We start from the raw sequence: 15,930 nt of genomic DNA on the forward strand, positions 1-15,930 counted from the left end.
CAAACCGTTGTAATGGCCCGCGGACCGGAGGAATCTCGAATGTCGGTTCGTGAAGCGTTCATGTGGAGATTGGAGGTGTAATCATTATGTACATTATCATCATTGGCGCTGGCGATATTGGGACACCGCTTATAGATATTGCGACGCGGTCTGGCAACGATGTCGTCGTGATCGAGCGTGATGAAAAACGCGCAAACCGAGCCGCTGACCGGTTTGACTGCCTGGTATTGAACGCCGACGCTACAACGAAAGACACGTTAGAGGATGCCGGTGCCGAACAAGCCGATGCGCTCATTTCGACGACAGATCAGGACGCAACGAATGTGATGACATGCCTTCTTGCAAAGGAATTCGAAATTCCTGCGATTCTCTCGGTCGTTCACAACCCAGAGCATATGGAGCTTTTCGAGCAGATTGGTGTCAACACGATGGAAAACCCTCAACAGTTGATTGCCGATTACCTGTATCGGGCCGTGGCACGGCCAGCAATTGTTGACTATATGCGCATTGGTGAGGATGCAGAGGTTTTCGAAATCACAGTCACCGAGGAGGCACCTATTGCAGAGAAAACACTCCAAGAAGCCACACAGGCAGGACTGATCACTGACGAGATGCTTGTTGTTGCAATCGAACGTGAAGGACGCGACCATCCAATTACTCCCCGTGGGAATACGATAATCAAGAACGGTGATCTGCTGACAGTGTACTCTGGTGTCGGCGCTGATCCAGACATTACGGACATCTTTGGGCATTATGAAGACCACATCTAGTAGGCTACCAATGTTGAGTTTCAGGACAATCTCGGCAGCTCTGCTCACGAGCATGGGAGACGCATGAACGGATCCGTTGCAACTGTCGGCCGAGATATCGGTCGCATCTTGGAGGCGCTCGGCGGGCTGATGCTCGTCTCGCTCGTCGTGCCTATCCTCTGGGGAGAGTACTATGCGCTCCCAGCACTGCTGGTCTCTGCAGTCATTCCGTTGGGGATTGGCTGGTTGCTCTATCGACGATTTAGGGACGCGGAAGCCCCGGGCCGGTTCCACGGGATGATCGTCGCCGCGTCGGGATGGTTTTCCGTCGGCATCTTCGGCTCGTTGCCGTTTCTCTTGATCGCGTGGAGTGTCCAGCTCGGCGTGCCGGGATTCACAACGCCTGCTCAGACGGCGACACTCGCAGCGTTTACCGAGCCACTCAATGGTGTCTTCGAGAGTATGAGTGGCTTTACCGGCACGGGACTCACGATGACCGACAACGAGGAGGTACTTCCCCGAACACTCCAGTGGTGGCGAACGTTCACCGAATGGGTCGGCGGGGTCGGGGTGATCGTCTTGACGACGGCGATTCTCTCACGACCTGGCAGCGGGTCGCTGACGCTCTACGAAAGTGAGGCACGCTCGGAGAAGATTCACCCGAGCATTGTCTCGACTGTCAGAACGATCTGGTGGATTTTCATCCTGTTCACATTCCTTTCTATCCTCGCGTTGTGGCTGGCGGGAATGCCGATTTGGGGGGCGATCAATCACGGGATGACCGGCCTCGCAACCGGCGGATTCTCGATTACGGATAACTCGATTGCGACCTACGATAGCGCTCTGATCGATTTCGTGTTGATTCCGGTTATGCTGCTGGGTAGCATCGCATTTCCGGTGCATTACCTCATCCTCCAAGGGGATCTCCGGAACTTCTACTCGGATCTCCAGACGCGGTGGGTGTTCGGCTATATGGGCATTGGGTCGGCGTTGCTGTGGAGTTTCCTGTACTACGCTGGTCCCTATGAAACACCCTTCGCTGCCCTTCGCTATGGCCTGTTCCAGTTCGTCTCGGCTGCCACCTGTACTGGGTTCCAGACGGCCGTCGATACGACAAACATCGCACTCGGTCGGTGGCCGTCGTACGCCCAGCTCACGGTCACGTTCGGGATGTTCGTCGGTGGTGCCGCTGGGTCAACCGCGGGCGGTATCAAACTCATACGTGGACTGACGCTCGCGAAGGGAATCCGGTATCAAATCGCGGATGTCTTCTACCCTGAGACCGCAGTCCGCCGACTGAAAATTAACGGCCGGCGACTGAATGAGGAAGAAGCGAGCCGTGAATTCATGGAGGCGGCCATCATTGTTGTCCTCTGGACTACGTTCCTGGTTATCGGCACCTTCGTGTTGCTGCTCACGCTTCCATCCGGGGAGTATTCGCTCGCCAATGTCGTCTTCGAGGTTGCCAGCGCACAGGGGAACGTGGGCCTCTCGTCGGGGATTACGGGTCCTGAATCACTGCCTACGGTCGGGAAGATCGCGTTCCTCTTCCACATGTGGATCGGGCGGCTCGAAATCATTCCAGTCCTCGTGATGCTCCGAACGATCTTCCAGCGTGGAGGGCTCTATCGATGAAAGTACAAGACATTCCGGTTATCTCCTATGTGTTCGAGGCGGGGGCGGATAATCGAGTCTTCGACTCGCTCCTGCTCGTGGGGCCACTCGTTATTGGAGTGATCGTTGTGGTCGAACGCTCGCTCTTCACTGAGGCCCTTGCGGTCGCGTATATCGCTGTGTTCGTCGCATACACGCTGTATCAGGGATTTCAGAAGTAAACCACATCCCACAAATGTCCACTGAGGATCCTCCGCGTTCGAAGCAAGCCCGTATGGCTGGACTTCTTGAGCGCTGGCTATGGCGGTCGGCTATCTGCGGAACCCGTGGAATGCTCATTAGTTCCGTTCCCTTTGTTGGATACATCGTCATTAGGTGGATTCTTACAGTATTCGAGAACCGATGGGCACCGTCAGATTTCCTCTCGATGATTGGCTCCCTGGATTTGTTCTGACAGGCACGCTCGTATCCCTGTTCGTCGTGCAAGCGACAGCGTCGCTCATTCTGTATCATTTTCTCACCGGATTCGAAGATGAACGGTCACAGTTTGTCGTCCTAACGAGCTATATTGGGCTTGGATCTGGAGCGGCCGCATTACGGTTCCTTCTCCCGCCGAGTATTACGTTTCTGTTTAGTTGGCTATAACTTGATAACCGGGGCCGTTTTGCGTATTGTCTAATTGGTGGTTCCGTGTAATCAGCTATTTCTCTATTCGACGCCCAAGCCACTTCCTGACCCACTGTCGGAACACCGACCGAAGCGGTGAATGTTTTTTCACCATCACAACACGCCCATCGAACGCTTCACCGACTCGTTCGGGGATGTCCCCGAAGAGAACCCGTCGCAGTATTCCCTCTCTCGCCGCCCCCAAAACGATGGTATCGACCTCCTTTTCACCGGCATAGGACAGGATCGCGTCGGTTACATCAGTGCCCGCTACCGAGGCAGTTGAAACGGCAACCTCCTCGTCCGAAACCGTTTCCCGTAGGGTGGCCATTGTCGTCTCGAAGTTGTTCGAATCCGGTTCGGACACGTGCAATAGCGTCACATTGGCATCCCAATACTGCGCGAACGACGTTGCGATTTCGGCGGCAAAGGCGGCGTGAGAACTCCTCGTAATCGGAACCAGTATTTGCCGTGGCTCCCTTGCCGCTGTGAGTTTTGCGACCGCGAGGTCACATGGTGGATTTTCGACCACGGTGTCGATGGTTGACCCGAGGACGAACTCCGAAGACTGTCTTCGACGACCACGCCAGCCGAGCAGGATGAGTTCGCTATCCCGCTGGTACGCGATATTTGTGATGCTCCGTCCGACTCCCCGTCCAAGTGTTACTGTCCGATGAATGGGTACATCATCGGGCGCGTACTGCATCGCCTCTTCAAGCATCTGTGGTTCGTCGGAAACGAACTGCAAGCCGTCTTCCAACGGGGTTTGGACTGGAATCGTCACGACGCTCGTCAGGAGCACTTCGCCGTCGTTGCGGCGTGCAATCGCGCTTGCCAGTTCGACCAGTGGTCTCGCGCTCTCGGGGTTCGCAATAGGAACGAGAACCTGATAGGGTCGTTCGGTTGGGCGGCGTTCCTCGGAGACGACTCTGGTCTCACGTCGAATTTCGGTGCGGCGGATTCGTCCACGGGAGTACGCGAAGAACACGCCGAAGCCGACGAGAATCCACCCTATCGCGATGTACCACGCGAGGGGACTGTAGTTGAAAAAGTAGACAGCGAGAAAGAGCTTTGTCAGGATGCCGACGATAGGAATGTAGGGGAAGAAGGGCGAGATGTACCCATATTCAAGGACATCGCCGTACTCGCGTCGAAGTCGAATCATCGAGTAGTTCACCTGGAGGAACAGCAGGAGAAACATGAGGTCGGTCGCGGCGGCGACCTGTGCCAACGGAAGCGAGACGGCCATCACCGCGATGAGGGTGCCACTGAGGAGCACTGAAATATGAGGCGTCTGATGGTCAGGGTGAATACGACTGAATGGGTCGGGAAACACGCGGTCGTTGCCGAGCGCGTAGCCGACCCGCGAACTCGAAAACGTCGTCGCATTGAGCGCGGCCAGCGCCGAGAGGATGCCCGTGAGCAAGATAACGAGCGTCCCGTACGGGAGGAGTTGTCCGGCGGCCTGTGCGAGACCGAACTCGCCAAGATGGCCAAGGACTTGCCAAAGTGCCGGGTTCGCTGGGAGATCTGCAATCGTGCTTCCGCCGATGCTGTCGGTCTGGCGGGCCGTTTCGAGGAGCGCCGGTGTCACATCGACGGCACCGAGGAGGACGATTCCCACAAGGATGTAGATGGTGACGACGATGAACATCGAGTAGAAGACTGCTTTCGGAATGTTTTCGCGAGGATTGACGACTTCGCGGCCGGATTGGACGATGATTTCGTAGCCTTCGAACGCGATGAACGTCAGGCCCATGGCGAGAAAAACGCCGCCGACGCCGTTCGGAAAGAACGGTTCGAAGCGAACGGTCGTGTTCGACTGCCCGGCAATCGTCCAGAGACCGGCGACGATGAACACACCGAGGATGAACAATTGGAGTATTGTGACGACATTCTCGGCGCGACTCGTTTCCTTCGCACCGCGATAGTTGATGTAGGTGAAGACGGCCGCTGCCGCGACGGCAAACAGTTTCTGGAGATCGACCAGCGAAAGTCCGAAGGTCGGTGCTTGGAAGAATTCGGTGAGGATGAGCGTGACGAACGACCCGAAGCTGAGGATGTACAGCGACCCGGCGACGGCGTGGGCGAACCAACTCATCCATCCCGAGATGAACGCCTGTGACCGACCAAGTGCTTCCCTGACCCAGAGATAACCACCGCCAGGTTCCGGGAATGCGCTGCCGAGTTCCGCGTACACCATTCCAGTGAAGATGGTGATGAATCCGTTGAGCGCAAACGCCAAGATGAGTGCTGGCCCGGACTCGCCTGCCGCGAGTCCCGTGAGGACGAAAATGCTCCCCCCGATCATCGCGCCGATACCGATGACGATGATGTCGAACAGCGAAAGTTCGCGGGCGAAGTCCGCGCCGTCCGCCGAAACGTCAAGTCCGCCGAGCGGTGAGTCGCTATCGCTCATGCTGCTCTGATTTCTCGGCCTCGTCAGCCGGGGCGTTCTGGTACGTTCCCGAAGCGATTTGCTCAACGACGTACCGGCCGTGGAGGACGACGACCAGGAGGCCACCCCACGCGAGGACGGTCAACAGGAGTCCGAGTTCCAAAACGAACGTGGACGATTGGAGGAGAACCACCACCACGGCTACCACGCTCTCGATATTAGTTCAAATGGATGAAATCGTGGGGTGGAACAGAGAATTTTCGCATGAATTCGTTAATTCGGGAAATGAATACTGCGAACGAGACGACTCTATGAAACGGTCATTCGTCGACCCCCGCTGCAGTCTCGTCTCGCCACTCCTCGATGACCGTGATAACTCGTTCGTTGAGTGTCGTCTGCCCGAGCGAATGATCCGGCTGTACCTCGTTGAGAACGTCGTGGACGGCACCGTCCGCTTCGGCGAAACGAATGTCAATCCCGCGCTGTGCGAGATTGCCAGCGATGGTGAGGAGCGTGTCGGCAGCTGTCACATCGACCGTCGGTGACGACCGAAGGTCGAACACGACGAGTTCGACAGATGATTGGCGGGCGTCCAGTCTGTCGAGAAGGTTCCGTCGGACGGTCGGTGCGTTTTGCAAAGAATAGTTTCGCATCGACTGATGTTAACGGTTGGACTGTCGGTTGCCGTGCCACTGTTCTGGGTATTTGTCGATACGGCCTCGGTGCTCAGTGCGCTGTTTATTGTTGCCAGCATCATGTGATTTGTCGGGAGTCTCGTGTATTCGCTCGAAACAGCACGTCTGCCCAGTCAATCATCATATTCGTAGCGTACAGAAATTAAAGATAAAAGGATGAATTTCTATGAGTGGACTATTTATGTGGTCCCAGCTGGCTGTTTTCGACGACTCACTATCTCTCTCGAGCTGTAACAATGGTTGTCAATTATAATAAATATCACACATCGGCTAGTTTGTAGAAACCCAAACTACCAACCCCTGGACTTACTATATCGGACAGTAGTTGGGACTGGCACTCTCAAGGCATCTCTGATTGGAAATCGAGCGTTCGAACGGTGACGATAACTGATTGCCCCTATCGCCCCAACAGTCGCTCTCGAAGCGACCGCGAATGGGGGCGCTCAGCGAGTAAGACGGCCGTTTCCATCCCGTCGAGCACCGAGAGTGTCAACGTACCCCCGATAACTCGTGAGAGAAGGCCTCGTTCCGTCGCACCCACAACGACGAGTGATCGATCGGCTGCTGCATTTCCGATCGCGGTCTCCACATCACCAGTTTCGACCAGCAATTCGGCATCCAGGAGGTCATGTTCGGCGACCCATTCTTCGAGGAACTCCCGACCGACGGTTTCGTCGTCCGCGACGTGCAGGACCGATACCTGTGCGTCGGCCGTCTCCTGCAGTGCTCGTGCGACTTCGGCGGAAAGGTCCGAGGAGTCCCCTCCAGCGGTGGGCAGCAGAACCCGACTCGGGTCGAACTCCTGTGCGTTGAGTACGAGCACGTCACAGGGTAGATTGTTGCGGAGCTCATCAAGCGTCCCTTCGGCACGGCTTCCAGCCAACTGTGTCCCTTGATGGCCCATAATAAGTCTGTCTACGTCGTGGGTCTCCGCTGCGTCGAATACCTCGTCAAGGCCTTCGTGTGAGAGAATTGTTCGTGTCTCGATTGGCACGCCGAGTTCTTCGGCATCAGCTCGGGCGTCTCGCAGCAACTTCTCGGAGACTTCCGAGAGCTCGTTACGCCGGTTGGCGGCAGCCGCAAGAGAAGTCTGGTCTGGCACTTGGATGACGTGCGTCGCGAGGAGTCTCCCGCCGTCGTGCTTTGCAAGGGCTGCTGCCAGTCCGACCAGCGAGCGTTCCGTCCGGGGGTTTGATAGCGCGACCATCGTCGTCGGCCCATCTGCCTCCGGTGCCGCCCCGTCCGGTGCCACGGTCTCCGCTGCGCCGACGACCGAATCCGGTAGCTCCTCTTCGCGATTCAAGATGTGCCGGCTGAGGTGCCCTTGTCCGTCGGCCTGCTTCCGAGCATACGCGAAATACCAGATGACACTTCCGACGACGAAGACTCCAGACAGGAGAAGTTCCTGCTGGCCCACGAACGCCAGCAATCCAACAGAGAGAATCATCCCGACGATGGGCGTTATCGGATACAGCGGAACGGTGAACTCGGGGTCGTATTCGGGATCGGTTTCCCGGAACACAATGAGTGCGGCGTTCATGAGCGCATAGACGACGAGGTGGAGGACGCTCGCAGCCTTGGCCAGCACCTCAATTTCTTGGCCCAGTAGCGCGATGAAAACGATGATCATCGCGCCGGTGACCAGTATCGACCGGTAGGGAGTCGCGTACGATGGGTGGATTTCGTTAAGCCAGTTTGTGACGATTCGGTCACGGCCCATCGCGAAGTTGATTCTCGCCGAAGCGAGGATGGACGCGTTCGCGCTCGAAGCTGTCGCCAACAGCGCACCGAGTGTCACTATCGTGACGGCGATAACTGCATATCCGCCGGGGAAGGCGACCCGTGCCGCTTGTGTAAGCGGGGCCGACTGGCTCAGTTCCGGCCAGGGAACGACTCCGAGCATGATGCTCACGAGAATTGCGTAAATCACCGTGACGATGGCGACGCTTCCGATGACGGCCAGCGGGAGGTTTCGCCCCGGATTTTTGAGTTCCTCGGCGACGGTCGCGATTTTCGCGTAGCCAAGAAACGAGACAAATATCAGCGCCGTGCCGGGCAAGATTGCACCATAGCCAAGCGGTGCCAGTCCCCCCTCGCTCAGTAACGTGCTTGTATCGAACGACAGCCACCCCTGGATTGCGAAGATACCGAGAATGGATAGCAGGATCAGTACGATGACTGTCTGGACGCCACCGGTTTCCTTGGCTCCGATGTAGTTGACCCCGACAAAGACAGCGCCGGCGATGAGCGCCCCAATCTGGATATCCGAGAGAAACAGGACACCGGGGATGGGGAGCAACGTAGTGAGATACTGTCCAAAGCCGATACTATAGAAGGCTGACGCGAATGCGAGTCCAATCCAGTCGCCGAGCCCTGCGATGGATCCGAATAGCGGGCCCAACGCGCGATTGACGTAATAGTATCCGCCACCGGCTTTGGGCATCGCCGTTCCCAGCTCGGAGACGGACAGGGCGTTCACCATCGCTATCACCCCGCCAATCACGAAGGAGACGACGACGATAGGACCGGCAGTGCTCGCTGCGACACCTGGCAGGACGAAAATGCCTGCCCCGATCATCGTTCCGATGCCGATGGTCAGTGCCGAGAGTAACCCGAGGTCCTTCGCGAGTTCCTCGTCGCCGCTACTCATGTGTTAGTTCCCTCTGGTATCGAAATGACCGGCCGGTCCGCTTCTGAAATCAGCTGGAGTGACCGATCGCCGGAGAGCCACTGGATGAGTTGGGAGCCGCCACGCGGTCGAAAGGCGATAGCACTCGTATCGACCGCGTCAGCGACTTCGAGATTGCCCTTCACAATATCTCGGCGGTAGGCTGTCTCAGTCTCGGCATCCGGGAACGTTTCGCGGAAGGCTTCGAAGGCTGCGGCTGCGACCTGTTCGGATTGCTCGACCGGCGTCTTATCTGGTACTCCCTCACCTTTTTCGACGACGTGAAAGACGGTAATTCGCCCGAACTCGTAGGGTTCGAGGAGCGTTGCCGTCGCCTCTGCATCCTCTTCGTTGGCGACCGGGACGATGATGTGCTGGGTGAATTTCGTGGTCATAGTTGTTTCAGTCCAAATCGTAGCGAGCGATGTCTTCTGCTCCGCAATGCGGGCAGGTGTCTCGCTGTTCTTCCAGTGTTATGCCACAGTTCCGGCACTCGTACAGTGTCGACTCGGCGGCCAGCCAGTGGCGGAGTCGCTGAACGAGTGAGAGCATCTGTGTTCACCTTACGTAGTTGTCTCTGTCTTGGGCGATGTCTGGAACGGTGCAAACGCCAGTGCATCCGTGCGATGCCGGGAGAGCAGCGTCACGATGTCATCGGGCTGGATTACGGTGTCTCCGTGTGGCATAATCTCCTCGTTATCCCGCTCAATGGAGATGATGAGCGTCTCTTCGTCGAGCACTTCTGTCTGGTTGGCTTCTTCCAGCGACATGCCTGCCACTGGCGCATTGTCGGCGATGCTCACGGTGAGGATTTTGGCGTTACCTGTGAGGTTGATAAAGTCGTTTAACGCCGGTGTTCGTTGCCGCTCGTTCGGATTGAACGGCTCGTAAGGGTCGAACAACTCCTCTTCTAGTAGGTCCTCGTCTTCGATTTCGATACCGAGTTTGGAGAGATTCCGAGAAATCCGTTGCAGATCTTTCGTGCTCTCACCGACCGCGAGGATATGGAGATTTCGACGACCAGTCATCAGCGATCGAACGTTGATCACGCCTTGGATTGCCCGCGCCTCGTGAGCGAGTGCCTCCCGTTCTGGGACAGGGACATTGCATAGGTATAGATTCCGCAGTTTGCCCCCGGCCGTCTCAAAGTCGATATGTGCCCGATAGCCCGTGATGATGCCGAGGTCTTCGAGCTTCTCGATTCGGTTTCGCACCGTAGCTCCCGAGACGTTCGTATTCTCGGCAATTGAGGTAGCTGTGGCTCGTCCTTCTTGCATGAGATTGTAGATGATGCATCGGTCGAGGTCATCGAGTCGGTACCCCGCTTCACCTACTGTCATCTAACTCACATCCAACATATTTTGAAAATCGAAATAATATCTCTCTATTTTTGCGTTGGCGACTCATACTGCCACGCTAGATTTGGAGACACAAATAGATGGGGGATTAAGAGCGGGTTCAGGAGCATAAAGTGGTTCCTGGCTGCGACGACTTTGAGGGACTTTGTGCTGCGATTCTTTATTTCACGTTCGCCTGTCTGCTTTACTCCATTTAGCGTGCAGTCGATTTACTCGTCCAGGTTGAGTTGACTAGTGAGTACAAGCGGTCACCGACTGTGACGGCAAACCGGTTCTGACCCTGTTGAAGCAAACAGGAATCGGCTGAAGCCGTCGAATAGCACAGTGAACGCCCGTGGATGAGCAACAGCGTTGGCTCAAACAGCCCGCAAATTCTGGAAAAGCTAAATTACTAACTAGAATTGGTCATAGAATCCGGTTTGAAATGGTTGCAGATCGATGCATCAGTCGAAATCATGCATTTTGGTCCCTCTATACTGGGTGTAGTCTCATCTTCACCCTGTTTGTGTTTGATGTAGCGGTATATGATTTATAAATATGTGCTTGGCTGTTATCGGACGATTGGGGCATTGTATCGGCGGATTACACTGGAAGTAGTGGTGTGTGGTGTACTTCCTAATAAGATTGTAAGCGGAAGTGGAATCCCCCCGGGACCCTCAGATCAATCTATGCACAGTTCATGGTACGTAATCGGTCGAACAACTAGGAGCCAAACCTATAGGCCTCGTCGTCGTGTACCGTGACGGGGGAGAAATAGATGCCATCTCTTAAAGCGGGGGACGGTTCTCGGTATACGACGCAGTCAAATCGAGCAGTGAGGGGTAAATGACTTCCCTGAAGCGTTTTCAGACGATAACAATCGTCACTCCATGTGTACCGGTAGTCAGGACGAATGTCTGAACTGGCCAACCCAATCCTGGCAGTGGTTCTAACGGTCATTCTCGTATCACCGGTGTCCGCGTCCCTCATGGCAGCCCCTAGTCCGACTGATTCCATCGTCGCACAGGAGATGGCGCCAACCATGGCAGCGAATGGTGGACTGACCGCAGCCGAACAAGGCGGACGGTTCCGGCTGGTTTCGACCACGTCGAACGTACCAGTCGACGGAACAGGTACGCTCGCACTGACGTTCGTCAACATCGGCGATGCCGTCACGAATGCAAGTATCCTCGCCACTTCTCCAAACGAGAGCGTTCGATTCGGCCCGGATCAGAACGCTACCGAGTTCATTGGCCCGTGGGCGAGCGGCGAGCGGCGGTCGATGACGTTCGACATCCTTGCCGAGGAGTTCGCGGAGACACGAAGTTACCCATTCCAAGCGGTCATCGCCTATACCGCAGCGAACGGCTCTCGTGTACGCACAGCCCCATTCACTTTCACCGTTCAGCCGTCCGAGCAAATCCGTCTCGAGCGGTTCGAAGTCTCATCGATTCGCTCGAACGTCCAGGTCGGAGACTCCGGCACGATCGCGGTCACAATCGAGAACACGGGGCCGGACGTTGAGGACGCAATCGTCACCCTACAATCGCGGAGCCGGAACATTCGACTTGGACGGACACAAAACGCCACCCAGTTCGTCGGCGAATGGGCTTCGAACGAGGATATCACGTTCGAGTTTGAAGCCACGGCGACCAACAACACTGTCGTCGCTAGTTACCCCTTCTCGGTCGCCGTGTCCTATCAGGCGAACGGAACGCGTACTCGGACGACAACCGAACTTTTCGGAGTAATCCCGAACGCTGAGCAGTCGTTCGCGCTCCAGAACGTGACGAGCACACTTCGCGTCGGCGACGAAGGACGAGTGACCGGTGCGGTCGTCAACACCGGGCCGAGGACGGTGCAAGACGGGGTGCTCATCCTCGAGACAAACACGACTACTCTCCGACCCGAGGAAAGGAGCTACCCACTCGGAACGATTCCAGCCGGCGAACGACGACCGTTCCGATTCGACATCAACGCGATCAATGCCACAAATGCGGGGCCACGTGAGCTCACGTTCCGCGTCGTGTACCGCAATAGGGAGGGGGAATGGACGGCAAGCGATCCACTTCAGGCACCAATCCGGGTCGGAAATAAGCGCGAACCGTTCGTCGTCGACCCAGTGGCAGCGTCGTTCGGCGGTGACGAGAGTGGGGTGTTACGCGTCCAGGTCAGCAACAATGCTGGGAAGCCCCTGACGAACGTGACGGTGCGACTGCAGGTTGACGAACCACTGACCAGTGACGATCCGAACGCGTACGTCGGTGTACTCTCCCCCAACGAGTCCAGAACCGCCGCGTTCCAGTTGACGGTGGAGGATGAAGCCATCCCAGGGCGACATCCAGCAACCGTGACGATCACCTACGAGACACCCAATGGGGAGCGCCGCGTCGCTGGCCCCTATCAGGTTCCCGTGCAGGTAGAACGAGAACGCGGGCCAGGATTTCCAGTCGTTGCGACGGTCGCTGTCATCGCCGCGGTGCTCGTGGCCGTCGGGTGGTGGTTGCGACGAGGAACGTAGTCAGACGTCCTTGCGTTCGAACAACTCCGCACTGACGATGAGCAGGAGAACGGCGGAGACGATGAGGAGGGCCAGGTCGCTCCACGCAACCGTTCCTTCCGTCAGTATCTCACCGACATCGTAGTAGCGAGTGAAGGCGAAGTCACCGACCCACTCGTAGTCGGTATCGAAAGTAAAGGAGTCGATAATAAACATACCGAAGACACTCCCGATAGCAACCATCTGCGCACGCCGTGCCGTATCGAAGACGACCGACGCGACCATCCCCAGGGCCGCGCAGGCGAGGAGATACCCGATGGAGTAAGCGTGGAGCGCGAAGAGATCCATCGGGTCGATGACTTCGTCGATGTAACGGACGCCACCGTAGACGGCGAGATAGCTGAGTGCGTTGACGGCGATCATACTCGGGACGAGAGCGAAGAACTTTCCGACGACGAGTTGTGACCGGCTGACCGAGTGGGCGAGTACCAGTTCTAGCGTTCTGTTCTCCACCTCACTCGCGACGCTTGATGCCGCCGCGTACGCGTAGTAGACGCCGAGCACGAGCAGCCACGCCAGTTGGTAGAACTGCGAGGCCAGATAGCCCTCGATAGTGGTAATAGTCGTGACATTGCCGATGAAGGCACGTCGGGTCTCTTCAGGCAGGCTCTCGATATAGGCGTCCAGGTCGATACCGGCACTCTCTATCGAGGGAAACAGGCCGACGGTGAGCGCGATGAGCATGACCAGTGCCACCGTCAATATCAGCGTCCCTCGGACGCGCTTGGTGGTTTCGAACTGTGTAATCTCAAACACGTTACGCTCGCTCTCCTTCCGTTTTCCAGTCCTCTTCTGGTGGCGGTTCGATACGTTGCATCTCGCGATCCACATCCTCGGCGTAGAATTCAATGAAGACATCCTCCAGCGACGTTTCCCGAATCTCCATGTCTCTAATCGTGTACTGGTCAAGAACGTCAACCATTCCTTCGAAGTCGTTGCCAGTCACGACTAACCGATAGTAGTCGTCTGAGTCGCGGCTCGCGCTTGCGACACCCTCGAAGATGAGGTCATCAGGTGCCGGGGATTCCGCCAAGTCGAGACGGATGATCTTCCCACTCTTCTCGACCAGGGTGTCGATCTGCTCCAACGCGACGCGTCGTCCGTCGCGGATGATACACACCCTATCACAGAGCTTTCGTACCTCGCTCAAGATATGGGTCGAGAAGAAGACGGTGACACCGCGCCGTTGTTCGGCTTCGAGGAACTCGTAGACCGCGTTCTGTGCCAGGGGATCTAGCCCGGCAGTCGGTTCGTCCATCACGACGAGGTTGGGATCGTGCATGAACGCCTGAATTAGCGCAAGCTTCTGTTTGTTCCCCCGTGAATAAGCCTTCACCTTCCGATTGCGAGGGATGGGAAATCGGTCGAGCAGTTCCTCGCGGCGCTCATCACCTGACAGTGAACCGAAATAATCGAGCAATCGCTCACCGGTCGCATCCCCGTAGAGCCCAACATCGCCTGGGATGTACCCGACGTTCGTGCGGGCTGCGATGGCTGCATGACGGTCAGTTACATCGCTTCCCAGTATCCTCGCCGTACCACGCGTCGGCTTCAAGAGTCCGAGCAATACCCGAATGGCCGTCGACTTCCCTGCGCCGTTCGGCCCGAGAAACCCGAATATCTCCCCCGTCTTGACCGCGAACGTCAGATCTTCCACCCCTCGAACGTCGCCATAATACTTCGTCAGGTTCTCGACGGCGATTGCGTTCTCGACGGCCATTGTATCCGTCGTCACACGGAGAACGAGACGTCGTGAACAACCTTAACGGTTCCTCAGAATTCACACCGCTTATTGAACGAACTGGTCGATAGCATCCGGATTGGAGGTGGTCTGGTCGGGAAGTGTGATACAGCGGTTAATACCGACAACGGGAAGTCAACCTATTGATTTACGTAATAGATTTCATATAATATGGTGCGAATTAATATTACTCACTACAGTCACGACACCGGTCTTGCTTTTCCATATCTTGACAGCAATTCGAGGTTGATATGTCTCTATATATGAATAGTCTCGAATAATAGCATTCTACTAATAGCTACGATAGAAAGCAGCGGTATCTCCATTAGTTCCCATTTATCGATCTGGTTATCAACTTCAATTTTACTATCCAGAAACAAGCCGACCAATACCGCCTTAATCCATAAGCAGAAGTGGACTGGGGACGGGGGTGTCCCACGAAACGATGCATGAACGTTACTCACCAACCCATTGAACAAGAACGCGACCCGGTCAACGGTCTTCTTCGTTTCCTACACTTGACTTTTCGCTATTTGAACCCCAAGTCAGGGCCCGAGTTCCTGCCTGCATCCGACGACGAATCAACTTCCTGGGAGTCGTAACAGGATGATTGCTGTCAGTTGTCGATCCGGACATCATGTTTGGTTGTAATAAGGGTTCCCTCGGGTTTCGATTGAAGGAACAGACGATACCTCCCGGGAGTCGGAAATTCAGCACCAAATTTGACACGACCGCTGTCTGGACTTGTCTCTTCGGGATGGATATGCAGATAGGCAAGGTCGCCTTCGCGAAGGGCGACGAGATGACCGAGTGCACCTAAATACGAATCCAGCCGTGAAACGCGGTCGCCACTACGGCATATTTCGAATGTTAGCTCTGTAGTTTCACCAGCTGAAACCTCGTTAGACGAGAGTTCGACATGGTATTCAGCGGTCGTTGCGTGGCGCGCGGTTTCCGGGCGCGCTGCGACTTCTAGTGGTCCTGCAGCGAAGATATCGAATCCAAGTGTTATCGGTCGACCGTCGATCATCAGATCGAGAAATGCACGGTAGATGCCAGGGTCAGGGAGGGTGAACGCTTCGACACGCCACGTTCCATCGTTTTCGAGAGTTGGATGGAGATGCTGAAATCGAGTCAGGTCTCGACGGACAACGATCAGATGACCCCGCTGCCCATGTGCTTCATCGAACTCGGTTCTGATCGTCCCATCTGGAGCGACGATGTGGAACTCCCAGTCTGACGGTTCACCAGGACTGAAGCGCGTGGTCACCGGTACAAATCGAAATCCATCCGCGTGTACTGATAACCCCCCCAACGTAGCGTGTCCACCTGACCCGTAGCCTCGTGGAGAATCGGTATCGTCGTGATTAGTGTGGTCTCCCATGGCACACCCTTCGATTGCCACTGGTTTACCGGTTTCTTCGAGTCTACTCGTCCCTCCTCCTGGAGTCGCGTCGATGTCGATTCCGCTCTGTCGGTGATGTATCATGGAACTTGATTCA

At 56.1% G+C, this 15,930-nt stretch carries 14 protein-coding genes and 1 pseudogene; 5 read left to right on the forward strand and 10 right to left on the reverse strand.

The genetic code is table 11. The features are described 5' to 3' along the window. Positions 1-86 precede the first annotated feature (86 nt). The 3 genes from BW974_RS15970 to BW974_RS15980 all read left to right on the forward strand — a co-directional run bounded on the left by BW974_RS15970 (position 87) and on the right by BW974_RS15980 (position 2,584). Positions 87-770 (forward strand): potassium channel family protein, encoded by a 684-nt coding sequence (locus BW974_RS15970; protein ID WP_076431237.1) that lies wholly within the window; start codon positions 87-89, stop codon positions 768-770. Positions 771-833: 63 nt separating this feature from the next. Beyond that, positions 834-2,384, forward strand: a complete 1,551-nt coding sequence (locus BW974_RS15975; protein WP_076431238.1) for a TrkH family potassium uptake protein — start codon at positions 834-836, stop codon at positions 2,382-2,384. Beyond that, a complete protein-coding gene (locus BW974_RS15980; protein ID WP_076431239.1) occupies positions 2,381-2,584 on the forward strand; it encodes a hypothetical protein in 204 nt (67 codons plus the stop codon). Before BW974_RS15975 ends, BW974_RS15980 begins: the two co-directional genes overlap by 4 nt. 479 nt (positions 2,585-3,063) lie before the next feature. Here BW974_RS15980 and BW974_RS15990 read toward each other — a convergent pair whose 3' ends face one another. From BW974_RS15990 to BW974_RS16015, 7 genes are all read right to left on the reverse strand, one after another. Then, the gene (locus BW974_RS15990; RefSeq protein ID WP_076431241.1) at positions 3,064-5,448 is read right to left on the reverse strand and encodes an amino acid permease; all 2,385 of its coding nucleotides are present in this window, start codon (positions 5,446-5,448) and stop codon (positions 3,064-3,066) included. Next, positions 5,438-5,635: a hypothetical protein gene (locus BW974_RS15995; protein WP_076431242.1), complete on the reverse strand. Its 198-nt coding sequence runs from the start codon at positions 5,633-5,635 to the stop codon at positions 5,438-5,440. The genes BW974_RS15990 and BW974_RS15995 overlap by 11 nt, the downstream gene beginning before the upstream one ends. Before the next feature lie 112 nt (positions 5,636-5,747). Beyond that, positions 5,748-6,065: a sodium-independent anion transporter gene (locus BW974_RS16000; protein ID WP_245800145.1), complete on the reverse strand. Its 318-nt coding sequence runs from the start codon at positions 6,063-6,065 to the stop codon at positions 5,748-5,750. A gap of 454 nt (positions 6,066-6,519) precedes the next feature. Next, entirely contained in the window at positions 6,520-8,772 is a 2,253-nt protein-coding gene (locus BW974_RS16005) for an amino acid permease (protein WP_076431244.1), read from the reverse strand. Beyond that, the gene (locus BW974_RS16010; RefSeq protein ID WP_076431245.1) at positions 8,769-9,185 is read right to left on the reverse strand and encodes a universal stress protein; all 417 of its coding nucleotides are present in this window, start codon (positions 9,183-9,185) and stop codon (positions 8,769-8,771) included. Before BW974_RS16010 ends, BW974_RS16005 begins: the two co-directional genes overlap by 4 nt. A gap of 7 nt (positions 9,186-9,192) precedes the next feature. After that, positions 9,193-9,342, reverse strand: a complete 150-nt coding sequence (locus BW974_RS24765; protein WP_139328898.1) for an FmdB family zinc ribbon protein — start codon at positions 9,340-9,342, stop codon at positions 9,193-9,195. Between the two features lie 11 nt (positions 9,343-9,353). Beyond that, positions 9,354-10,130 (reverse strand): TrkA C-terminal domain-containing protein, encoded by a 777-nt coding sequence (locus BW974_RS16015; RefSeq protein WP_076431246.1) that lies wholly within the window; start codon positions 10,128-10,130, stop codon positions 9,354-9,356. 96 nt (positions 10,131-10,226) lie between these two features. On the opposite strand from BW974_RS16015, the pseudogene BW974_RS26575 reads away from it, so the two are divergent. Together BW974_RS26575 and BW974_RS16025 are read left to right on the forward strand one after the other, a co-directional pair. After that, positions 10,227-10,455 (forward strand): annotated as a pseudogene (locus tag BW974_RS26575) (transposase); the annotation flags it as partial. Positions 10,456-11,115: 660 nt separating this feature from the next. Then, the gene (locus BW974_RS16025) at positions 11,116-12,648 is read left to right on the forward strand and encodes a COG1361 S-layer family protein (RefSeq protein WP_175609716.1); all 1,533 of its coding nucleotides are present in this window, start codon (positions 11,116-11,118) and stop codon (positions 12,646-12,648) included. Here BW974_RS16025 and BW974_RS16030 read toward each other — a convergent pair whose 3' ends face one another. The 3 genes from BW974_RS16030 to BW974_RS16040 all read right to left on the reverse strand — a co-directional run bounded on the left by BW974_RS16030 (position 12,649) and on the right by BW974_RS16040 (position 15,698). After that, entirely contained in the window at positions 12,649-13,443 is a 795-nt protein-coding gene (locus tag BW974_RS16030) for an ABC transporter permease subunit (RefSeq protein WP_076431248.1), read from the reverse strand. It lies immediately after the preceding gene. A 1-nt stretch (position 13,444) separates the two neighbouring features. Beyond that, positions 13,445-14,407 carry an ABC transporter ATP-binding protein gene (locus tag BW974_RS16035; protein ID WP_076431249.1) on the reverse strand — a complete coding sequence of 321 codons (963 nt, stop codon included), beginning with the start codon at positions 14,405-14,407 and terminating at the stop codon, positions 13,445-13,447. Positions 14,408-15,044: 637 nt separating this feature from the next. Continuing rightward, complete coding sequence (locus tag BW974_RS16040) at positions 15,045-15,698, reverse strand: hypothetical protein (protein ID WP_245800148.1); 654 nt, start codon at positions 15,696-15,698, stop codon at positions 15,045-15,047. Positions 15,699-15,930 lie beyond the last annotated feature (232 nt).

Source organism: Haladaptatus litoreus, from assembly GCF_900156425.1.
Taxonomy (GTDB): Archaea; Halobacteriota; Halobacteria; order Halobacteriales; family Haladaptataceae; genus Haladaptatus; species Haladaptatus litoreus.